Below are 21606 nucleotides of genomic sequence, written 5' to 3' on the forward strand. Positions count from 1 at the left end.
ACAGATCGCCGCCAGGTGGCGGGCTATACTGTGCGCTCTTCATCCGAACAAGGACGTGTCGTCATGAAACAGTACGTTTCGCTCGTTGCCCTCTCCCTGCTTTCCCTTCAAGCCGCTGCGCTGGATCTGGCCAAGCATCCGCAGGTATTCGATGCCGGCCAGGGCGTGAGCCTGGCGCTGGCCCCTTCCGCTGACGGCACGCAGGCGCTGGTGCAGGTGCGCGGCATCAATCACCCGCTCGACGAAGTGGTGTTCCTTACCGACGTTCGCGAGCTGGGCAACGAGCAGCGCGACTATGGCATCCGTCTCGATGGCCGCGACTACAACCTGCTGAACAAGCGCCGCGCCTGGAGCGGCGAGAGCTACCAGCTCAACCTGCCGAACACCCAGGGCTTCGAGCTCAGCTACAACGAGGACAAGACCAAGGCGCTGAAGCCGAAGGACCTCCTGGCGATTTACCAGAAGCAGGAGAAGGATGGCCTGCAGGCGCGCCTCGCCGCCTTCGACCGCAAGCAGCGTGTTGCCGATTACAGCGCGCGCCTGCAGGAGATCGACGGCGAAGCCTCCAAAGCCTGCGCCACCCCGCTGAGCACCAAGGTGGACTGGAGCGCGATATCCGATGAACAACTGATCGGCCTCAGCGTGCCGAGTTTCTGCGGTGAAGTGGTCAACCAGATGGCCTACCTGTGTGGCAAGGACGACCGCTACAAGGCCGAAGCCAAGACCCTCAAGGGCGTCGACTGCCGTTTCGGCGAAAGCATGAAGTTGCGCGAGCAGGACGGCCAACTGCAGTTCACCACCCTCAAGGATGAACCGAATCAGGGCGACTTCATCAACGCCATTCTGCGTAATCGCTGACCAAGATCCCCGCCTTCGGGCGGGGCCTCACCCCTCATTGTCGAGCAGTTCGAATGCCGTCAGGCGGTCGATCCCCTGGCCCATGAACAGGTTGAAGGGCCGGCCAACTTCTACCGCGAGGTCGGCACAGCGCTCGTGATAGCCGTCGCCCAGCAGCGTGTTCTGCCCGATCAGCACGTATTTGCCCATGCTGCCGATCTCGAATACCAGTTTCTTGATGGGGCTGGTCAGGTAGTCATCGTTGTCGATGATCACCTCTACCTGACGTTCGTCCACGGCCTTTTGCAACTGCGGATCGCTGAAGCGCAGCCTGGCTGGAATGCGTACGTTCTCCGAGTCCAGCGCGATCTCGCCCATGCTGCCCGGATGCTCTTCATCGCCCCAGTTTCGGGCGCGTTGAAAACTCAGCGCGGGCAGTTGCTCATTCAGCTTCACCTCGATACGGCAGAACACTTCCTCCAATGAAGAAGGCCGGCCGAACGCGCTGAGGTTCTCTTGCTTGACCATGAAAGGCTGGCCCTGGGCGGTGAACGAGGTGCGCAGCGGCATCGGCAGCTCGCCTTCGATGCCGGTGATCTCGAGGGTGGCCGGCCAGTGTTCTCGGGCCTGCAGGATCGGAGTGAAACGCGCGGTCAGGGCTTCACGCTGCACAGGCTCCAGTGGCTCGGACTGCAGCCTGACCATGAGCGCCTGTTCATCACCATCGACCAGGCTGTAACGCAGATGGCCCGGACGATAACCCAGCTCCTGGAAGAGCCGCTGCAGGCTATCGAGATAGGTGCCTTTTATGCCGGCGCCTTCACGAATGGATTCGTCGAATCGCAGTTTGACCTGGGGCTCTTGTCCGCAGGCGGCGAGTAGCAGGCAAGCGGGCAGCAACGCGGTACGCAGCAGGGATCGCATAGGATTTCTTCCTTGAAAACGGCAGCGGACTTTAGCACGCCCAAACTCTGGCTGACCTTGCGCCAGTACACGACGCAGGCCTGAACGCATCGGGATGTGAAAAGTGCAAGGCATGTTTTTTGCGTTCTTTTGCGCATCTGCACCGACGGAACGCATCATGCTGCACGCCCCACTGACCACCCTGCATGTGGTTTCCCTGATCCTCCAGCGCTTCGCCGAGCAGCCCGAACTACGCCCGCAATTGCTGGCTGGGAGCGGCATTGGTGCGGCTGATCTGGACAATGCCGACGCGCGCATCACCCGGGTGCAGGAGCTGCAGGTGTGCGCCAATGCCCTGGCCTTGCGTGCTGACCTGGGGCTCGACCTGGGGCGCAGCCTGCATGTTTCCTCCTATGGGCTGCTGGGTTACGCCGCGCTCTCGGCTGCCACCTTTGGTGACGCCTGGCGTCTGTTGCTGCAGTACCCGGCGCTACTCGGCACCTATTTTCGCCTCGACATGCAGGTGGAAGGTGAGCTGGCCTGGATCTGCGCCAGCGGTTACCGCGATGCCGAGGCACTGGAAGTCTTCAACGTGGAGATGTGCCTGGCCTCGCTGAAGCTGATCGGTGACGAACTGCTACGCCAGCCGCTGTCATTGGAAGGCGCCGAGTTCACCTACGCTCGGCCAGACTACGTCTCGCGCTATGCGCAGAGCTTTCCCTGCCCGCTGCGTTTCTCGGCACAGCGCAATGCCTTCGCCTTTCCCGCCGCGTTGCTGGAGCGCCGGCTGCCGCTGGCCGACAGCGTGACCCACGGCGACATGGTGGAACGCTGCCGCCGTCTGAACGCCGAGTTCAGCAGCCGCCAGGCCTGGCTGGAGCGGGTGCGCCAGTTGCTCGCCGCGCAGTTGGCCGAGCCGCCGGGGCTGGAGAACCTGGCGCAGCAGATGCATTGCTCGCCGCGTACCCTGCGCCGTCACCTGCAGGAGTTGGGCACCAGCTACCAGGGCTTGCTCGACGAGCTGCGCTTCGAGCGCGCCAAGGCGCTGCTCAGCGAGGAGCAATGGCCGGTGTATCGCATCGCCGAGGTGCTCGGCTTCAGCGAGACGGCCAGTTTTCGCCATGCTTTCCAACGCTGGAGCGGCGTGCCGCCAAGCCGCTTTCGCGCCTGAGACGAGCGATGGCATTCGCGGCTGAAGCCGCTCCTACAAGAGCGGCAACTCACACCTCCGTAGGAGCGGCTTTAGCCGCGATAAAAGCTCGCCGCTGAAGCGCCTCCCACAGGTATCGCTCATTCCTCCGCCTGCACGTTGCGGTACATCTGCAGCCGCGCTGCTTCATGCAAGCCACGGCTCAGCGCCAGCAGGCGCTGGAACTCTTGCGGGTGGCGCTCGGCGACGTTATCGCGCGGCGTCGGCGAGCGCAGGTCGTGCAGGGTCGGCGAGCTGCCGTCGTGCTGCATCTGCACGAGGAAGTCACGGCTCACCGCGCCGATCACCGGGAAGGTGCCTTCCTGCAGCACGAGCGGCACCACGCGTTCGCCTTCCGGCGCAGGTAATTGCAGATCGCGACCGAGGCCACCGTTGTCGAAGGGCACGCCGACCAGCCCGGCAACGGTCGGTAGCAGGTCGGCCAGGCCCACGGCTTCGTCGAACTCGCGCGGCGCCAACCATTTCGGTGCATGAATCAGCAGCGGCACGTTGTTGCTCTCCAGCCCCAGTTGCTCGAAGGCTGGCGCCATGTGCGGGATCTGGCTGATGCGGGTGTTGTGGTCGCCGAAGAAGACGAAAATGGTGTCGTCGTAAAAACCCTGCTCCTTGGCCAGCTCCATCAGGCGGCCGATATTGAAATCCAGCAGACGCACCGCGTTGTACTGCTCGACGCTGCGCGAGCCGGCCTGCTGCACCTGCTCCAGCGGCAGGTCGAGCGCCTCGAAGCCGTCGTTGTCCTTGGGGATGGTGAAGGGCCGGTGGTTGCCAGAGGTTTGCAGGTAGGCGAAGAACGGCTTGTCCTTTGGCAGTGCGCCGAGAATCTGCGAACTCTCCTTGAAGAAATCCAGGTCGGAGATACCCCACACGTCCACCTGCGGCGACTGCCAGTGGCGTTCCTCATAGAGTTGCACGCCGTCGATACTCTGGCGGATCAGCGCATTGATGTTGGCCCAGCCGGCGTTGCCGCCGATCATGTAGAACTTCTCGTAGCCTGGCAGGGCGTTGATCAGCGTGCGTTGACGGGCGATCAGCGGGTTGCGCGTCGCCGTCTCCTGGCGTGATACATCGGGGATACCGGTGATGCTCGCCCACACCGTCTTGGCGGTGCCGGTGACCGGCACGTAGAAGTGGCGGAAGAACCAGCTCTCCTTAGCCAGACGATCCAGATTCGGCGTCGGGTTCAGCGGGTTGCCATAGGCGCCCACGGCGCTGGTGCCGAGGGATTCGAGCATGACGAAGACCACGTTGGGCGGGCGCTCGGCCTGGATGCGGTGCGCCTGCAGCGGCTGGTGGCGGAAGAAGTTCAGCGCCTGCGCATCGCGCTCGCTGACCCCCAGGTAATCGGCCACCACCTGGTAATGCTCGCGCGTGGCGGCCTCGTCGAAGGCGGCGGGTTCGAGCTTGAGGGTGTCGAAGAGAAACAGCGCCGGATTGATCCCAAGCGCGCCGATCTGGCTGTTGCCGCTGTAGAAGGCGTCGCTCCAGCGCAGCGGCACCGGGTTCTCCAGGTTCAGCGCGCTGGCGCGGCCGAGCAGGCCGAAGAAGACCAGCACGCCCACCACCGCCGCACCGCCGATTGCCGGCAACACGCCGACTCGTTGTGCTTGCGGTCGATCCAGGGTGACGCGCTCCAGGCGCAGCAGCGCCCAGGCCCACAGCGCCACACCCGCCAGCCAAGCCAGGGTTATCCACAGCACCGGGTAGGTCTGCCAGAGCATGCCGGCGGAGATCTGCGCATCACCGGCAAAGCGCAACACCGTGGCGTTGAGGCGCACGCCCAGGTAGGCGTAGTGGCCGAAGTCGATGATGTAGAGCAGGCCTAGCGCGGCCACGGCCAGCAGCAGATAGCCGCGCAGCAGCCAGCGCACCGCGCGAAAGCGCGCCAGGCGCAGCCTGGGCAAGGCCAGCAGGATGCCTGCCGGCAGCATCAGCAGCAGGGCCAGGCGCAGGTCGAAGCGCAGGCCGATGCCGAGCGTGGGCAGCACATCCGGTTCGCTGATGCTTTCGACAGCGGAAAAGCCCAGCAGAAACAGCCCGCGCAGGGCGGCGAAGAGTACGAACAGCAGCGCCGTCAGGCCTGCCAGGTAATGCAGGCGGCGTGATTTCAGCCAGCTCATGCGAGTTTCCTTGTCGGTCGGGCCAGCAGCCAGCGCACAGCGGCGCTCAGCAACGCGCCCAGGCTGTAGAGGGCCAGGTAGGGGTCGATCAGGTAATCCCAGTAGTTTTCCGAGGCGCCCAGGCGCAGGGCGAAGGCCAGGGTCGCCAACACCAATGTCAGTGCGCCGAGCCAGCTGCGTTGGAGGATCAGCACCGCGCACAACAGGCCCAGCACCAACAACATGGGCCGGGGTTCGAAGCCCAGCTGGTACGGGTCGGCATAGCTCAGGCCCAACGCCGCCGGGTAGAGCAGCACGGCCAGGCCGGCGAACAGCGCCAGGCTGGCCAGGCGATCACGGGCACCGGCGTGCGACAGGCCAAAACGGCATAGCGTCGCCCAGCCAAGCAGCACCAGGCTGGCCACCGACAGGTCGCCGATATAAGTGCGCAACTGCAGTGCCAGGCTGATGCCTTGGACCGGCACCAGGCTGAGCAGCAGGCAACCCGCCAGCAGGATGCCGCGCTGCGTCGCAGTGCGCGTCAGGCGCGCGAAGATCAGGAATGCGAGCAGGGTGAAGGCCAGATGCGGCAGCCAGAAATCAGTCATGTGGGCGGCGCTCCGAGAGCCAGGCCTCGTTGAAGCTCAGGTGCTTGATGAACATGTCGTTCCACGAATACACCAGGTGGTAGGCGCCTTCGCGGTCACGAGTGAAGTAGGGATATTCGTAATCGAAGGTGCAGCCCTCGGCGCTGCACATGCGCGCGCTCACTCGTTCGAGGAACTGCGCCTGCTGCTCCGGCTTGCCGCCGCTGGCGCGGAATTTTTCACTGACCACGGCCGGGAATTCGTCTTGCGCAATCGGTTCGCCCCAGGGGTTGGGGCTTTCGTCGAGCTCGCCGAGAGTGCGCCAGTTGGCCAGGTTGGCGTCGGTGGCATAAAGGGTCAGGCGAAAGCGCCCGTCTTCGAGGTCGTTCATCGCCACCAGCAAGCTGCCGTCCGGGCGACCGACCGCCGCCAGGGACGAGTTGGGGTTGCTCGGCTCCACCGGCTGCGGATGGCTCCAGCTGCGCCCGGCATCCTCGCTGTAGCTGGCCAGCACGCGGTGATGCTCCTCGCCGGCATAGCGCAAAAGGGCCACGGCGCGGCGTTCGTCCAGCGCCACCACGGTCGGTTGCAGAGAATCTCGCCCCTTGCCGATGCGGTACTTGCCCAGCACTTCGCCGTTCGCGCTCAGGTGCAGGTACTCGGGAAACTTGCCGAGAAACTCGTGATACACCGGCAGGCCGATGCTGCCGTCGGTGTGGAACACCGGCGCGGCGCGCACCAGGGTGCTGATGTTGAGAAAGGGGCTGGTGACCAGTTGCCGGGGCGCCGACCAGGTGTCGCCGAGGTCGTCAGAAACCATGGCATTGACCGCGCTGCCGGCCCAGCCGCCGAGCGACACCGAGACGTAGAACAACCACAGGCGGTTGTCCGGCGCCAGGCTGATCACCGGATTGCCCAGCTTGCGGATGTGCTTGCCGACCGCGCGCTGGGTCGACTCGCGGCTGGCCAGCACACGCTCGGCGCTCCACTGGCCGCTGCTGGCATCGAAGCGCGCGGCGCGGATCTGTACGTCGGCGGCGCCTTCGCGAGTACCGGCGAACCAGGCTGCCATCAGATCGCCGCCGGGCAAGCCGGTGATCGAGGCGGAATGGACGAAATCCTCCAGATCGGAGGAGGCGAAGTGCGCGGCCATGGCCGGTGACGCATCGGCTGGCGCCGTTAGCTGGCTGGCGAAGGGCGCCAGCGCGTGTGGGCCAGCGCCGAACCAGGCGCAGGCGAACACCGTGGCAGCGCCCAGCAGCAGGGCGCATGTCTTGAGGGTCGAGGTCATGTTCGGTGGTTCAGGGGTGTCTGGGCGAAGCCAGGTGCGAGCTGGCGACTTCTTCTACCGGGCGGGCATCGACCGGGTCGTAGTAGATCTCCAGCTTGCGGCCGTTGGCATCGAAGCCATAGATCTCGTAGCAATTGCCGGGGGTGATGCGGAACTTGGTGATCTGCACGCCCTGGCGCTTCATCTGCTCGCGGAACTGCGACTCGGGCATCCAGGCGCTGCGGTCTTGCCGAGCGCAGTCGGTATCAGCGAGTGCGGCGCTGGATAGTGCAAGCAGTGCGAGCATCGTCAGGGCGCGAACGGGGCGGCGGGCCGGTGTCGACATGCTCGGCATCCTTTGGCGTGGCTGATGGTAAGGGGCTTGGCCCCAGGCAGGTTGCCACCATCGGCCGCCAGGCTTAAGGAAAGCTTAAGCATCACGGGTTGTTACATTTACCTGCCGCGGGTGGTGGGGAGATTCATGGCCTACCCTCCCTGGCGGCGACCCGGCGGGCAGCGTCGCTACGCGCTGTTAAAAAATCGCTCTCGGCCATTTTTTGGCCATTTCGATCCCCTTTTGGCCGTTGCCAGCGTTCTCGATTCGCTGCCAGCGGGCGAACAATGCAGGCACAACAACGAGCCTGGAGCGCTTTGCATGCTCACCTACTACAGCGACGACCACCACCTGCACCATGGCAAATGCGAGCTGATCGACGGGCAGCTGATGCCCTGCTTCGAGAAGCCGCAGCGCGCCGACCACATCCTTGCGCGCGTCAAGGCTCGCCAGCTCGGCGAAGTCCGCGCGCCCAAGGATTTCGGCCTGGCGCCCATCGAGCGCATCCACAGCAAGGCCTACCTGGAATTCTTCAAGGGCGCCTGGGCGCGCTGGCAGGAGCAGGGCGGCAAGGGCGATCTGCTGCCTTTCACCTGGCCGGCGCGCACCCTGCGCCGGATGATCCCCAATGACCTGCACGGCCAGCTCGGCTACTACAGTTTCGATGGCGGCGCGCCGATCACTGCCGGCACCTGGCAGGCCGCCTACAGCGCTGCCCAGGTCGCGCTCAGCGCCCAGCAGGAGATTGCCAACGGCGCCCACAGCGCCTTCGCCCTGTGTCGTCCGCCAGGCCATCATGCCGCCGGCGACCTGATGGGCGGCTACTGCTACCTGAACAATGCCGCCATCGCCGCACAGGCCTTCCTCGACCAGGGCCGCAAGAAAGTCGCCATCCTCGATGTCGACTACCACCACGGCAACGGCACCCAGGACATCTTCTACCAGCGCAGCGACGTGCTGTTCGCCTCCATCCACGGCGATCCGGCCGAGGAGTTCCCGTTCTTCCTCGGTTATGCAGACGAACTGGGCGAGGGCGCCGGCGAGGGCTACAACTTCAACTATCCGTTGCCCATGGGCAGTTCCTGGGACACCTGGAACGCCGCGCTGGAACAGGCCTGCCAGCGCATCGCCGACTACGGCGCCGCGGTGCTGGTGGTGTCGCTGGGCGTGGACACCTACATGGAAGATCCGATCTCGCAGTTCAAGCTCGACAGCCCGGACTACCTGGCCATGGGCCGACGCATCGCCGCGCTGGGCCTGCCGACGCTGTTCATCATGGAAGGCGGCTACGCCGTGGAGGCCATTGGCGTCAACGCGGTCAACGTGCTGGAAGGCTTCGAAGGCGCCTGATCGGCGATCAAATCTGCCAAAACAAGAGCAACATTTCAGGGGTGAGAAACGATGAAAGCCATCAAACAGATGCTCGGCGTCGCCCTGTGCAGCGCCACCCTGCTCAGCGGCGCGGTGCAGGCCAAGGAGCTGCGCGTATACAACTGGGCCGACTACATCCTCCCGGAGGTGCCCAAGGACTTCCAGAAGGAGTCCGGCATCCAGATCACCTGGGACACCTTCGAGACCAACGAGGCGCTGGAAGCCAAGCTGCTCACCGGCAACTCCGGCTATGACCTGGTGATCCCGTCCAACCAGTTCCTCGAAACCCAGATCAAGGCCGGCGTATTTGCCCCGTTGGACAAGTCCAAGCTGCCCAACTGGAAGAACCTCGACCCGGTGCTGCTCGGCCTGCTGGAGAAGAACGACCCGGGCAACCAGTACGGCGTGCCCTACATGTACGGCACCGTGCTGATCGGCTACAACCCGGACAAGGTCAAGGCTGCGCTCGGTGACGACGCGCCGGTCAACAGCTGGGACCTGGTGTTCAAGCCCGAGTACATGGAGAAGCTCAAATCCTGCGGCGTGGCCATGCTCGACTCGCCCACCGAGATCATCCCCATCGCCCTGCACTACCTGGGCCTCGACCCCAACAGCGCCAACCCGGCCGACTACGACAAGGTCACCGAACTGCTGCTCAAGGTGCGCCCCTACGTGGCCTACTTCCACTCCGCCAAGTACATGACCGACATCGCCAACGGCGACATCTGCGTGGCCATCGGCTACTCCGGCAGCTTCTACCAGTTCGCCAACCGCGCCAAGGAAGCCGGCAATGGCGTGACGATCAACTGGCGTCTGCCGAAAGAAGGCGCGCCGATCTGGTTCGACACCTGGGCCATCCCCAAGAGCGCGCAGAACGTCGACGAGGCGCATGCCTTCATCAACCACCTGCTCGAACCCAAGGTGATCGCGCCGATCAGCGACTTTCTCGGCTACCCCAACCCCAACGTGCCGGGCATGCAGCTGGTGGGCGCGGAAATCGCCGACGACCACGACCTGACCCCGACGCCGGAGCTGCAGAAGTCGCTGTACGTGGTGCAGCCGCTGCCGCAGAAGATCGAGCGGGTGCGTACGCGCGCCTGGACGTCGATCAAGTCGGGTAAGTGAGCGGCCCTGAAAGCTCGCGGCTGAAGCCGCTCCTACGGAACACCGCACAAGCTGTAGGAGCGGCTTCAGCCGCGAATGCCTTACCCGCAGGGCGCTCAGCCACCCACCTCCCCCGTCTCCAGCTTGCGCCAGAGCAAACGCACCGCGGCCTTGCGTACCAGGGCGCAGCGGTACAGGCGGATTTCCAGGGGGATCTGCCAGTGCTCGCCGCCGCAGATGGCCAGCTCACCGCGGGCCAGTTCGGCGGTGACCGACAGCCGTGGCACCCAGGCCACGCCCATGCCCTGCAGGGCCATGCTCTTGAGGCTGTCGGCCATGGCGGTTTCGTACACCGTGGTCGAGCGTAGGGCGCGCTGGCGCAGCAGCAGGTTGACCGAACGGCCGAGAAAGGCGCCAGCGCTGTAGGCCAGCAGAGGCACGCTCTGCCCGCCGTCGAGGTCGAACAGCGGCGCGCCGGATTCGCTCACCGCGCACACCGGCAACATCGAGGTCGCGCCCAGGTGCAGCGAGGGGAATATTGCCGGGTCCATCTGCAGCGCCGCGTCGGGGTCGTAGTAGGCAAGGATCAGGTCGCAGGCGCCTTCACGCAGTGAATGCACCGCTTCGCCGACGTTGGTCGCCACCAGGCGGGTGGTCAGGGGCAGGCCTTCGCGGCGCAGGCGGGCGATCCATTCCGGGAAGAAGCCCAGGGTCAGCGAGTGGGCGGCAGCAATCGACAGCATTTCGCCCTGCTGACCTTCCAGGTTGTGCAGGTGGCGCACCACTTCGCCGAGCTGCTCGACCAGGCTGCGCGCGGTGACCAGAAACAGCCGGCCGGCCTCGGTGAGTTCGACGGGCGTGCAGGAGCGGTCGACCAGGGTCAGGCCGAGCATGCCTTCCAGGCTGCGGATGCGTCGGCTGAACGCCGGCTGGGTGACGAAGCGCTTTTCCGCGGCCTGGGAGAAGCTGCGGGTGGCGGCCAGGACGATAAAGTCCTCCAGCCATTTGGTTTCCAGGTTCATCGCAGGCTCCCGAGGCTTGCACGAGGCGTAGGGTGGGTTAGCGACGCTGAACGCGGTCCGGCAGACGCAACTGCCGTGGTGCGTCGCGTAACCCACCAGACGATGGTGGGTTACACCGCGTCTCGAACGACGTGATGTTCGGCAATGGCAGCATGCGGCTAACCCACCCTACGTTTGCCGCTATCCCGCAGTCACATCGACATTATGCCGATTGTGCATAGGGCAGCAAGTAACGGCATTGGTAGCGAGACGGTCGGGGCCCCTATTCTATGGGCATCGCGGCACTCGCCGCATTTCCCAAGAGCCATCGCTATCATGTCCTCTGCTGCATCTGTTCGCGTCGAAAAAGACCTGCTCGGCACCCTCGAAGTCCCTGCCGATGCCTATTACGGCATCCAGACCCTGCGTGCCGTGCAGAACTTCCGCCTGTCCGGCGTGCCGCTGTCGCATTACCCGAAGCTGGTGATCGGCCTGGCCATGGTCAAGCAGGCTTCGGCTGACGCCAACCGCGAACTGGGTCATCTGTCCGCCGCCAAGCACACGGCGATCAGCACCGCCTGCGCACGCATCATCCAGGGCGAGTTCCACGAGCAGTTCGTGGTCGACATGATTCAGGGCGGCGCCGGCACCTCGACCAACATGAACGCCAACGAGGTCATCGCCAACATCGCTTTGGAGGCCATGGGCTTTGAGAAGGGCCAGTACCAGCACCTGCACCCGAACAACGACGTGAACATGGCGCAGTCGACCAACGACGCCTACCCGACCGCCATCCGCCTCGGCCTGCTGCTCGGCCACGACAGCCTGCTCGGTGCGCTGGACAAGCTGATCCAGTCGTTCGCCGCCAAGGGTCTGGAGTTCGGCCACGTGCTGAAGATGGGTCGCACCCAGCTGCAGGACGCCGTGCCGATGACCCTCGGCCAGGAATTCCGCGCCTTCGCCACCACCCTCGGTGAAGACCTGCAGCACTTGAAACTGCTGGCGCCGACCCTGCTCACCGAAGTCAACCTGGGCGGTACCGCGATCGGCACCGGCATCAACGCCGACCCGAAATACCAGGCCCTAGCGGTCAAGCGCCTGGCGATCATCAGCGGTCACCCGCTGACTCCGGCTGTCGACCTGATCGAAGCCACCAGCGACATGGGCGCCTTCGTGCTGTTCTCCGGCATGCTCAAGCGCACCGCGGTCAAACTGTCGAAGATCTGCAACGACCTGCGTCTGCTCTCCAGTGGCCCGCGTACCGGCATCAACGAGATCAACCTGCCGGCGCGTCAGCCGGGCAGCTCGATCATGCCGGGCAAGGTCAACCCGGTGATCCCCGAGGCGGTCAACCAGGTGGCCTTCGAGGTTATCGGTAACGACCTGGCCCTGACCATGGCGGCCGAAGGTGGCCAGCTGCAGCTGAACGTGATGGAGCCGCTGATCGCCTACAAGATCTTCGACTCGATCCGCCTGCTCACCCGCGCCATGGATATGCTGCGCGAGCTGTGCATCGACGGCATCACCGCCAACGAGGCGCGCTGCCGTGAACTGATGGAAAACTCCATTGGTCTGATCACCGCGCTGAACCCCTACATCGGCTACGAGAACGCCACCCGCATCGCCAAGGTCGCTCTGGACAGCGGGCGCGGTGTGCTGGAGCTGGTGCGCGAAGAGCAGCTGCTGGACGAGGCCACCCTGGCCGACATCCTGCGCCCCGAGAACATGATTGCCCCGCGCCTGGTTCCGCTGCAGGGCTGATTGATCGAATGACACGCGCCGCCCCTTTGGGCGGCGTGTTCATTTCCGCCCTCGAGCCTGTTCATGGGGCGGCACCGCTGAAGGCCGCGCAGACGGCCCCACAACAACGACAATCCGGGTGTACAACCACATGAGTCAGAGCAACACCGCTTCCTCTTCCTTCCTTGCGCGCGTGCCGTTGTGGCAGCAGATCCTCGTCGGCCTGGTGCTCGGTGTGGTCGTCGGCATGCTGTTCAAGAGTCTCGCCCTGGGGCTGGCGCCGGTCGGCGCGCTGTTTCTCAACGCGATCAAGATGCTCATCGTGCCGCTGGTGTTCGTCTCCCTGGTGGCGGGCATCACCGCCATGAGCGACAGCGCCAAGCTTGGCCGCATCAGCGTCAAGACCATCGCCATCTACCTGATCACCACTGCCTTCGCGGTGAGCATCGGCCTGGCATTCGGCACCCTGTTCAGCCCCGGTGAAGGCATGAACATGGTTGTCAGCGGCAGTGAAGAGGCCAAGCAGGCGCCCTCGCTGGTGCAGATCCTGGTGGGCCTGGTACCGACCAACCCGGTGACCGCCTTCGCCGAAGGCAACATCCTGCAGATCATCGTCTTCGCCATCGCCCTGGGCGTGAGCATGAATCTGGTTGGCGAAAAGGCTGCGCCGGTGGTCCGTCTCTTCGACAGCCTGGCCGAGGTGTTCTACAAACTCACCGACCTGGTGATGCGCTTCGCCCCCATCGGCGTGTTCGCGTTGATCGCCGGTGTGGTCGCCTCCCATGGCATCGAGGTGCTGCTGCCGCTGGCCGGGGTGATCGGGGTGATCTACCTGGCCAGCATCGCCCATATGCTGCTGATCTACGGTGGTCTGATCGGCGGCCTGGCGCGTCTCAGCCCGCTGCGTTTCTTCCGCGGCATCGCCCCGGCGCTGGCAGTGGCCTTCAGTACCTCGAGCAGCTCCGGCACCCTGCCGGTGTCCATCGAGTGCGCGCGCAAGAACCTCGGTGTGTCGCAGGGCGTAGCCGGCTTCGTGTTGCCGGTGGGCGCCACCATCAACATGGACGGCACCGCGATCTACCAGGGCGTGCTGGCGCTGTTCATCGCCCAGGCCTTCGGCATCGACCTGAATGCCGGTCAGTACCTGATGATCATCCTCTCCGCCACCCTGGCTTCGGTCGGCACCGCCGGTGTGCCCGGCGCCGGTCTGATCATGCTCGGCCTGGTGCTGACCTCGGTCGGCCTGCCGCTGGAAGGCGTGGCGCTGATCGCCGGTATCGACCGCATCCTCGACATGGCGCGCACCACGGTGAACGTCGCCGGCGACCTGATGACCACCACCCTGGTGGGCAGCAGCGAGAAGGAGCTGGATCGCGAGATCTACAACAGCGACAACGCTGCCTGAGCAACCGCTTTCATAGGAGGCCTTCACCAGCCTCAACCTTCAGGGATGGCCTCGGCCATCCCTTTTTTGTGGCCTGCCATCCCTGGCGGCCACCCTTGGGCGCCTCTAAAAACTACCTGCGTTGTCATCGCTGCGTTGAAAGCAGGCTCAGAATGCTCATTTACAACACGTAAAGTCGAGCGCGACTCCGACCGTTTTTCGCCTGTTTTTGCGGGGCCGCCATCGGTATTGCGCTGACCGCCTCGCCAACGTTTTTAGAGGCGCCCCCTTCGGGCCGTCGCAAGCGACGTCAAAACCTGCTCCCGGCAGTTTTTTGTCTGCCATTCAAGGGTGGCTGCCGTAGCGTGCGCCGCGCGTACCGCCGATTGGCCTGCGTTACAGCCTCCAGGCCCGACGTAGCGTCTGCACCGCCTCGATGATCTGCGCCTCGGGCACCGCCGCAAAACCCAGCACCAGCCCGGCGCGGGCGTCCTCAGCCGTTTCACTGGCGGGCAGCCAGTAGTCGCTCAAGGGGTTCATCTCGATGCCGGCTGCGCGGGCGGCGCCGATCAGCTCACGCTCACGGGCCAGGCTCTCGACCCTGATGCTCAGGTGCAGACCGGCTTCCACGGCCGGCAACGGCGCACATCCGGGAATCGCCTGCGGCCAGGCCGTGAGCAAGGCGTCACGGCGGCTGCGCGCCGCCTGACGCATGCGCCGCACATGGCGCTGGAAGTGCCCGGCAGCGATAAATTCGGCCATCACTGCCTGGGTGCCGACCTCCGAGTGGCGTATCTCCAGCGCCTGGCGCCTCGCGAAGCTTTCGGCCAGCGCGGGCGGCAGCACCATATAGCCCAGGCGCAGTGCGGGAAAGGCGAGCTTGCCGAAGGTGCCGATGTAGATCACCCGCTGCTGCTCGTCCAAAGCTGCCAGCGGTGCGAGCGGGGTGCCGCTGTAGCGGTACTCGCCGTCGTAGTCGTCCTCGATGATCCAGCCATTCACGCGCTTGGCCCACTCCAGCAAGGCCAGGCGTCGCGGCAGCGACAGGGTGACGCCGGTGGGGTACTGGTGCGCGGGCGTGACATAGGCCAGCCGGCAATCGTTCAGACGCTGCAGGGCGTCGACGTCCAGGCCGTCATGGTCCACCGGCACGCCGCACAGCTGCGCGCCGGCCACGGCGAAGGCATGGCCCGCCGCGCGGTAGCCGGGGTTTTCAATGGCCACACGGTCGCCCGGTTGAATCAGCAATTGCGCGCAGAGGCTGATGGCCTGCTGCGAGCCGCAGGTGATCAATATCTGCTGCGCCTCGCAGGTCAGGCCGCGGCTGTTGCGCAGGTAGGCGGCGATGAGTTCGCGCAGCTGCAGGTCGCCAGCGGGGTCGCCATAGCCGAGTCGTGCCAGCGAGGGTTTGCGCCAGAAGCGCGCCTGCAGACGTGCCCAGGTCTCGAAGGGGAACAGGTCGAAAGCCGGCACGCCGATACGAAAGGCGCGCGGTGCGCCCGCGGCGGGCATCGCCAGGTGATGGTTGTGCAACAGCTGCATTGCCGGGCTGGCCGCTGCCGGGGCGACGGCTGCCACCGGGGCAGGTCGATGGCGCGTCAGCTCGGCGACGTAGGTGCCATCGCCGACCCGCCCGGCCACGTAGCCCTCGGCATACAGCTGGTCCAGCGCGCGGGTCACGGTGTTGCGCGAGATGCCGAGCAGGGTGGCCAGCTCACGGCTTGCCGGCAGGCGCGTGCCACTGGCCAGGCGGCCATCGAGGATGCGCTCGCGCAAGGCCTGGTAGAGCTGGCGCGCCAGGCCCTGACCGGGCTGCAGATGAATGCCGGAAAGGTCGAATGGCAAGGCGGGCGAGCGTTTCATGATGGGTAGATTGGCTCTATCAAAGTCGTCGGTAATGGACCTTACGTCAGGCCAATATCCTGCCTAGCATGGCCCCATCACGCCAGGAGAAAACGTCATGTACTGCCCCGCCGCCTTTCGCCAGGACGATCTGCCCAGCCTGCACGTGCAGATACAGGCCAGTGGACTGGCCATCGTGACCAGCGCTGGCGCACAGGGCCTTCAAGCCAGCCATCTGCCGCTGTTGCTTGAACCTGGCGAAGGCGAGCTCGGCACCCTGTACGGCCACTTCGCCCGCGCCAATCCGCACTGGCGTGACCTGGCCAGCGGCGCCGAGGCGCTGGTTGTGTTCAGTGGGCCGGACGCCTACGTGCACCCTGGCTGGTACCCGGCCAAGGCCGAGCACGGCAAGGTGGTGCCGACCTGGAATTACATCGCCGTGCATGCCTGGGGCCGGGCCGAGGTGTTCGACGAGCCGGAGCGCCTGCTGCAACTGGTCAGCCGCCTCAGCGACCGTCACGAACAAGGGCGCCCGCAGCCCTGGGCTGTCAGCGATGCGCCGCGCGATTACATCGACGCCATGCTGCGCGCCATCGTCGGCTTCGCCCTGCCGATTCGCCGACTCGAAGGTAAATGGAAGCTCAGCCAGAACCGCTCAGCCAGCGATCAGGCCGGCGTGCGCACCGGCCTGGCAACGTCCAACAACCCGCGCGACCACGAACTGGCGGCGCAGATGAATCCCACCGACTGATCACCGAAGGAAGGCCATCATGCTCGACATTCGCCCCATCACCGCTGCCGATCACGCCGCCTGGTTGCCGCTCTGGCAGGCTTACCAGCGTTTCTACCAGGCCGAGATCCCAACCGAGACCAGCGCCCTCACCTGGCAGCGCTTTCTCGACCCGGCCGAGCCGATGCACGCCGCCCTGGCCTGGCAGGACGGCGAGGCGGTCGGTCTGGTGCACTTCATCTATCACCGCAGTTGCTGGACGAGTGGTGACTACTGCTACCTGCAGGATCTGTTCGTCGCCGAGCACATTCGTGGTGGTGGCATCGGCCGCGCGCTGATCGAGCACGTTTACGCCGAGGCCCGCGCTGCCGGTGCCAGCCGCGTGCATTGGCTGACCCAGGAAAGCAACTACCAGGGGCGTATGCTCTACGACCGCATCGGCGACCGCTCCGGTTTCATCCAGTACAGGAAGCTCTTCTGATGACGCGTGATCTCGCTCACTGGCAACCCCGTCCCACACCGGACCAGCGCACCTTGCAAGGCCGTTTCGTGCGTCTCGAAGCACTCGATGTCACGCGGCATGGCGATGATCTGTGGCGCGCGCTGCAGGGGCCGGACCCGGCGCTCTGGGATTATCTGCCCTACGGTCCCTTCACCGAGCGAGGCGCCTTCGATACCTGGCTGGCCGGCAATGCGCAGAGCCGTGATCCGCTGTTCTATGCGGTGGTCGACCTGGCCAGCGGCCGCGCCCTGGGGCTGTTCAGCTACCTGCGTATCACCGCGCAGGACGGCAGCATCGAGATCGGCCACGTCGCCTTCGGCGCGCCGATGCAGCGTACCCCAGGCGCGACCGAGGCGGTCTATCTGCTGGCGCGCCACGCCTTCGACGATCTCGGTTATCGCCGCCTGGAATGGAAGTGCGATGCGGCCAATGCCCGCTCGCTGCGCGCCGCCGAGCGCTTCGGCTTCAGCCAGGAAGGGCTGTTCCGTCAACATATGGTGCGCAAGGGCCGCAACCGTGACACCGCCTGGTTCTCCATCATCGACGGGGAATGGCCGGCATGCCGCGAGGCCTTCGAGCGCTGGCTGGCTGTGGATAACTTCGATGAAGCGGGGCGGCAGAGGCAGCGCCTGGAGGCGCTGCGGGGGTAACGCCCTACTCCATCTCGAACAACCCAGCACGCAGCTGCGCGCCGCCCAGGCGCTGGCGGATGTCGTCGTCGATGCGCGGGTCGTCGGGGGCGTAGAGCATCAACTGGCGATAGGCGTTGACCCGGTTGATCTCGTTGCCCAGGTACTGCCAGACCACGCGGGTGCAGGCTGGTGTGCGGCGGTCGCCGCTGGAGACGCCGGTCTTGATGCCATTGAGGCGGATGATGCGGCTCTTGAAGCTGGGAATGAGGATGGTCTGGCTCATTTCGTTGCCGGTGAGCGACTCGTAGTCCACCAGAAACAGGCGGTCCTGCAGGAAGAACGCCGTGCCCAGGTAGCGACAGCGCACCCAGTCCTCACTGCCGCCGCGTGTGGGTTCCTGGCGCTCCTGGCGTTCCTGGCGCTCGAACAGGTAGTTGCCGCGCTCCTCGCGCAGGTGCACCAGTGACAGCAGTACGTGTCCCGGTACCGACATGCAGTTGGAGTATTCGAAGTAGTAGCCGCAGTAGCGCTCCATCGGGCTGGCCTGACGGCGCAGTGGGGCGAACAGGTCCAGCAGCGGGTCGTTGCCACTTTGCTGCTGCGCATCGCCGCTGCGGGCACCGATCAGGCGGGTGAACTGCTCGGCCGGCATGGCCAGCTCGAAGGGTTCTACACCGAAGAAATCGCAGATGCGCTTGAGGTTGTGCGTGGTCGGTCGGCTCTGCCCGGCCAGGTAGCGGTTGAACTGCGCGCGGTTGATCGCCAGCTTGCGACATACCTCGGCAATCGAGCGGTAATGGCTGCAAAGCAATTTCAGATTGCTGCCGAGGGAATCGGACATATGGCCGCTCCAGCTGATGCGAATGACGCGATTCTAGCATCAACTCGCATCAGATCGCCGCGACCTGCGAAATTGTCCCGCGCGGCGCCTTCACCAAAGATTGCGCCACCCGCCCGGCGCGGCGCATTCCCATTCAGAACAACAAGAGAGAAAGCCTCCATGCTCGATCTTCTCAATGACCTCATCTGGAGCAAGCTGCTGATCGTGATGCTGATCGGCCTTGGCCTGTTCTTCACCATCGCCTCACGCTTCGTCCAGTTCCGCTACTTCGGCAGCATGTTCCGTATCTTCAGCGAGGCATTCCAGCGTCAGCCGGGCCAGCTCAGCTCGTTCCAGGCGCTGATGCTTTCGGTGGCTGGCCGCGTGGGCGCCGGCAATATCGCCGGTGTATCGGTGGCGATCATGCTCGGTGGTCCGGGCGCCATCTTCTGGATGTGGGTCGTGGCCCTGGTTGGCATGGCCACCAGCTACTTCGAGTGCTCGCTGGCGCAGCTGTACAAGCGTCGCGAGGCTGATGGCGGCTACCGCGGCGGCCCGGCTTTCTACATTCAGCATGGTCTCGGTCAGCGCTGGCTGGGTATCGTCGTATCGATCCTGCTGCTGGTGACCTTCGGCTTCGGCTTCAACGCCGTGCAGTCCTTCACCGTCGCCAGCTCGCTGCACGACACCTTCGGTATCCCGACCCTGGCCAGTGGCATTGCCCTGACCGTGGTGATCGGTCTGATCATCTTCGGTGGCATCAAGCGCATCGCCAAGTTCGCCGACGTGCTGGTGCCGGTGATGGCGTTCTCCTACCTGGGCATGGCGCTGCTGGTGATCGGTCTGAACATCACCGAAGTTCCAGCCACCTTCGCCCTGATCTTCAAGAGCGCCTTCGGCCTCGAGCCGGCCTTCGCTGGTGGCATCGGCGCGGCCATCATCATGGGCGTCAAGCGCGGCCTGTTCTCCAACGAAGCCGGCCTGGGCAGTGCGCCGAACGTGGCCGCGGTCGCCGAGGTCAAGCATCCGGCTGCGCAGGGCATCGTGCAGTCGCTCAGCGTATTCATCGACACCCTGATCCTGTGCAGCTGCACCGCGCTGATCATCCTGCTGTCCGGCGTGTATCAGCCGGGCATGGAACAGGCCGGTGTGGTGCTGACCCAGAGCGCCGTTGCGGCCGTGGTCGGCGAGTGGGGCCGGGTGTTCGTCAGCCTGGCGCTGCTGCTGTTCGTCTTCACCACCCTGATCTACAACTACTACCTGGGTGAGAACGCCCTGGGCTTCTTCAGCCAGAAGCGCGGCCCGGTGATGATCTACCGCGTGCTGGTGGTCGGCCTGGTGCTGTGGGGTTCGGTGCAGGATCTGGGCACCGTGTTCGCCTTCGCTGACGTGACCATGGGTCTGCTGGCGATCTGCAACCTGATTGCCCTGGCGCTGCTGTTCAAGGTGGGCCTGCGCCTGATGCGCGACTACGATAGCCAGATCAAGGCAGGTGTTGAGTCGCCGGTACTCGATGCCAAGCAGTTCGCTGATCTGGACCTCGACCCTGCCGTCTGGGGGGGGCAGCCGGGTAAAACCGCCGACCAGGCGGAAATCGGTGATCGCGTCTACCAGCGTTGATCTGACTCAGATGGAAGAAGGGGGCAAGGCCCCCTTTTTCTTGCCTGCCAGCTTTGGCAGCCATTGTTCGGGCAGTCGTAAGCGACGTTGCGAATGTCGCGCAGACCCGTGATTTGTGAGGAGAGCCCATGGCGACCCCAGAAAAACTCCTGGTGCTGTACACAGGCGGCACCATCGGCATGCAGATGAGCGCGGACGGCCTGGCGCCGGCCTCGGGTTTCGAGGCGCGCATGCGCACCCAACAAGCCAGCGAGAACGCCAGCGAGCTGCCGCAATGGACCTTCCGCGAGCTGCTGCCGCTGATCGACAGCGCCAACATGAACACCGGCCACTGGCTGGCGCTGCGTGACGAGATCGTCACCGCCGTGCAGACCCATGGCCACGACGCCGTGCTGGTACTGCATGGTACCGATACCCTGGCCTACAGCGCCGCCGCGCTGAGCTTCCTGCTGCTCGGCCTCGACGTGCCGGTGGTGCTGACCGGCGCCATGCAGCCGGCCGGTGTCGATGGCGGTGATGCCTGGCCCAACCTGTTCGGCGCCATGCGCGCGCTGTATCGCGGCGTCGCGCCTGGCGTGCACCTCTACTTCAACGGCCAGCTGCTGCATGGCGCACGTTGCTCGAAGTTGCGCAGCGACGCTTTCGATGCCTTCCAGGTACTGCCGCGTCAGCGTCAGGCCGAACGGGCCTCGGTCGATGCGCGGATCGACTTCCGCCAGCCGCGCCAGCCGGTCAATCTTGCCGTGCTGCCACTGCATCCGGCGGTGCAGGCCGGGCAACTGCAAGCTCTGCTGGCCAGCGGCGTGCAGGGGCTGCTGCTGGAGTGCTACGGCAGTGGCACCGGCCCGGCCGGCGATGCGCAATTGATGAGCGTGCTGCGTGAGGCGCATCAGCGCGGTGTGGTGCTGGCGGCAATCAGTCAGTGCCCGCAAGGCCATGTGCAGTTCGGTGTGTATGCGGCCGGCAGCCGTCTGGCCGAGGTCGGCCTGGTGTCCTGTGGCGGCATGACCCGCGAGGCGGCACTGGGCAAGCTGTTCGCCCTGCTCGGCGCCGGTTTGCCACAAGCTGAGGTTGAACACTGGCTGGCGCGCGATCTCTGTGGTGAGATGAGCGACTGATCCACCTGCCCGAACAGAGGAAGGACGATGAGCATCGAAATTCGCCCTGTAGTCGCTGCCGATCACGAAGCCTGGTTGCCCTTGTGGCAGGGCTACCAGCGCTTCTATATGACCGAGATTCCAGCCGAGACCAGCGCCGTTACCTGGCAGCGCTTTCTCGACCCCGCCGAGCCCATGGGCGCCGCCCTGGCCTGGCAGGGTGACCAGGCCATTGGCCTGGTGCACTGGGTCATCCACCGCTCGACCTGGACCACCGGTGACTATTGCTACCTGCAGGACCTGTTCGTCGCCAAGGGCCAGCGCAGTGGCGGCGTTGGTCGTCAGCTGATCCAGCATGTCTACGAGCAGGCGCGTGCTGCCGGCTGTTCACGGGTGCACTGGCTGACGCACGAGAGCAACAGCCAGGCCAAGCTGCTGTACGAGCGCATCGGTGAGCGCTCGGGATTCGTGCAGTACCGCAAGCTGCTGTAGGTGGGGGCGAGAGAGGGAGGTTGGCATGCATTGC

General features: G+C 65.1%; 20 protein-coding genes. 12 read left to right on the forward strand and 8 right to left on the reverse strand.

What is annotated here, in order from left to right:
• Positions 1-63 precede the first annotated feature (63 nt).
• A complete protein-coding gene (locus BLS08_RS01465) occupies positions 64-858 on the forward strand; it encodes a hypothetical protein (protein WP_017676375.1) in 795 nt (264 codons plus the stop codon).
• A 27-nt stretch (positions 859-885) separates the two neighbouring features.
• Here the strand turns inward: BLS08_RS01465 and BLS08_RS01470 are convergent, their stop codons facing one another.
• Positions 886-1761 carry a hypothetical protein gene (locus tag BLS08_RS01470; protein WP_017676376.1) on the reverse strand — a complete coding sequence of 292 codons (876 nt, stop codon included), beginning with the start codon at positions 1759-1761 and terminating at the stop codon, positions 886-888.
• 157 nt (positions 1762-1918) lie between these two features.
• Between BLS08_RS01470 and BLS08_RS01475 the strand changes: the two genes are divergently transcribed.
• A complete protein-coding gene (locus BLS08_RS01475) occupies positions 1919-2911 on the forward strand; it encodes an AraC family transcriptional regulator (RefSeq protein ID WP_017676377.1) in 993 nt (330 codons plus the stop codon).
• Positions 2912-3030: 119 nt separating this feature from the next.
• On the opposite strand, the gene BLS08_RS01480 is transcribed toward BLS08_RS01475, so the two are convergent.
• The 4 genes from BLS08_RS01480 to BLS08_RS01495 are packed head-to-tail and all read right to left on the reverse strand — an operon-like array spanning position 3031 to position 7249.
• On the reverse strand, positions 3031-5067 hold the full coding sequence (locus BLS08_RS01480) for an LTA synthase family protein (RefSeq protein ID WP_055986040.1): 2037 nt from the start codon (positions 5065-5067) through the stop codon (positions 3031-3033).
• Positions 5064-5654, reverse strand: a complete 591-nt coding sequence (locus BLS08_RS01485) for a hypothetical protein (RefSeq protein ID WP_017676379.1) — start codon at positions 5652-5654, stop codon at positions 5064-5066. Before BLS08_RS01485 ends, BLS08_RS01480 begins: the two co-directional genes overlap by 4 nt.
• Positions 5647-6924, reverse strand: a complete 1278-nt coding sequence (locus BLS08_RS01490) for a sialidase family protein (protein WP_017676380.1) — start codon at positions 6922-6924, stop codon at positions 5647-5649. The genes BLS08_RS01485 and BLS08_RS01490 overlap by 8 nt, the downstream gene beginning before the upstream one ends.
• Positions 6925-6934: 10 nt before the next feature.
• Positions 6935-7249: a PepSY domain-containing protein gene (locus BLS08_RS01495; protein ID WP_017676381.1), complete on the reverse strand. Its 315-nt coding sequence runs from the start codon at positions 7247-7249 to the stop codon at positions 6935-6937.
• Positions 7250-7558: 309 nt separating this feature from the next.
• Between BLS08_RS01495 and BLS08_RS01500 the strand changes: the two genes are divergently transcribed.
• Together BLS08_RS01500 and BLS08_RS01505 are read left to right on the forward strand one after the other, a co-directional pair.
• Positions 7559-8587 (forward strand): histone deacetylase family protein, encoded by a 1029-nt coding sequence (locus BLS08_RS01500; RefSeq protein ID WP_017676382.1) that lies wholly within the window; start codon positions 7559-7561, stop codon positions 8585-8587.
• A gap of 51 nt (positions 8588-8638) precedes the next feature.
• On the forward strand, positions 8639-9733 hold the full coding sequence (locus BLS08_RS01505; RefSeq protein ID WP_017676383.1) for a polyamine ABC transporter substrate-binding protein: 1095 nt from the start codon (positions 8639-8641) through the stop codon (positions 9731-9733).
• Positions 9734-9828: 95 nt separating this feature from the next.
• Here BLS08_RS01505 and BLS08_RS01510 read toward each other — a convergent pair whose 3' ends face one another.
• Positions 9829-10734: a LysR substrate-binding domain-containing protein gene (locus tag BLS08_RS01510; protein WP_017676384.1), complete on the reverse strand. Its 906-nt coding sequence runs from the start codon at positions 10732-10734 to the stop codon at positions 9829-9831.
• 315 nt (positions 10735-11049) lie between these two features.
• Here BLS08_RS01510 and BLS08_RS01515 point away from each other — a divergent pair, with 315 nt between their 5' ends.
• Positions 11050-12474, forward strand: a complete 1425-nt coding sequence (locus BLS08_RS01515; protein WP_021487525.1) for an aspartate ammonia-lyase — start codon at positions 11050-11052, stop codon at positions 12472-12474.
• 130 nt (positions 12475-12604) lie between these two features.
• Positions 12605-13858 (forward strand): dicarboxylate/amino acid:cation symporter, encoded by a 1254-nt coding sequence (locus BLS08_RS01520; RefSeq protein WP_055986186.1) that lies wholly within the window; start codon positions 12605-12607, stop codon positions 13856-13858.
• Positions 13859-14233: 375 nt separating this feature from the next.
• Here the strand turns inward: BLS08_RS01520 and pdxR are convergent, their stop codons facing one another.
• On the reverse strand, positions 14234-15700 hold the full coding sequence (pdxR, locus tag BLS08_RS01525; protein ID WP_055986035.1) for a MocR-like pyridoxine biosynthesis transcription factor PdxR: 1467 nt from the start codon (positions 15698-15700) through the stop codon (positions 14234-14236).
• Positions 15701-15797: 97 nt separating this feature from the next.
• Between pdxR and BLS08_RS01530 the strand changes: the two genes are divergently transcribed.
• From BLS08_RS01530 to BLS08_RS01540, 3 genes are read left to right on the forward strand one after another with little or no spacing between them, the layout of a single operon-like run.
• A complete protein-coding gene (locus BLS08_RS01530) occupies positions 15798-16430 on the forward strand; it encodes an FMN-binding negative transcriptional regulator (protein ID WP_017676388.1) in 633 nt (210 codons plus the stop codon).
• Positions 16431-16449: 19 nt separating this feature from the next.
• Positions 16450-16890 carry a GNAT family N-acetyltransferase gene (locus BLS08_RS01535; RefSeq protein ID WP_017676389.1) on the forward strand — a complete coding sequence of 147 codons (441 nt, stop codon included), beginning with the start codon at positions 16450-16452 and terminating at the stop codon, positions 16888-16890.
• A complete protein-coding gene (locus tag BLS08_RS01540) occupies positions 16890-17561 on the forward strand; it encodes a GNAT family N-acetyltransferase (RefSeq protein ID WP_017676390.1) in 672 nt (223 codons plus the stop codon). The genes BLS08_RS01535 and BLS08_RS01540 overlap by 1 nt, the downstream gene beginning before the upstream one ends.
• Positions 17562-17565: 4 nt before the next feature.
• On the opposite strand, the gene BLS08_RS01545 is transcribed toward BLS08_RS01540, so the two are convergent.
• Positions 17566-18384: a helix-turn-helix domain-containing protein gene (locus tag BLS08_RS01545; protein ID WP_017676391.1), complete on the reverse strand. Its 819-nt coding sequence runs from the start codon at positions 18382-18384 to the stop codon at positions 17566-17568.
• 159 nt (positions 18385-18543) lie between these two features.
• Between BLS08_RS01545 and BLS08_RS01550 the strand changes: the two genes are divergently transcribed.
• The 3 genes from BLS08_RS01550 (at position 18544) to BLS08_RS01560 (ending at position 21572) form a co-directional block, all read left to right on the forward strand.
• The gene (locus BLS08_RS01550; RefSeq protein ID WP_017676392.1) at positions 18544-19983 is read left to right on the forward strand and encodes an alanine/glycine:cation symporter family protein; all 1440 of its coding nucleotides are present in this window, start codon (positions 18544-18546) and stop codon (positions 19981-19983) included.
• A 128-nt stretch (positions 19984-20111) separates the two neighbouring features.
• A complete protein-coding gene (locus tag BLS08_RS01555) occupies positions 20112-21101 on the forward strand; it encodes an asparaginase (RefSeq protein WP_017676393.1) in 990 nt (329 codons plus the stop codon).
• 27 nt (positions 21102-21128) lie between these two features.
• Entirely contained in the window at positions 21129-21572 is a 444-nt protein-coding gene (locus BLS08_RS01560) for a GNAT family N-acetyltransferase (protein ID WP_017676394.1), read from the forward strand.
• Positions 21573-21606 lie beyond the last annotated feature (34 nt).

This window comes from Ectopseudomonas chengduensis (genome assembly GCF_900102635.1).
GTDB classification, from domain to species: Bacteria; Pseudomonadota; Gammaproteobacteria; order Pseudomonadales; family Pseudomonadaceae; genus Aquipseudomonas; species Aquipseudomonas chengduensis.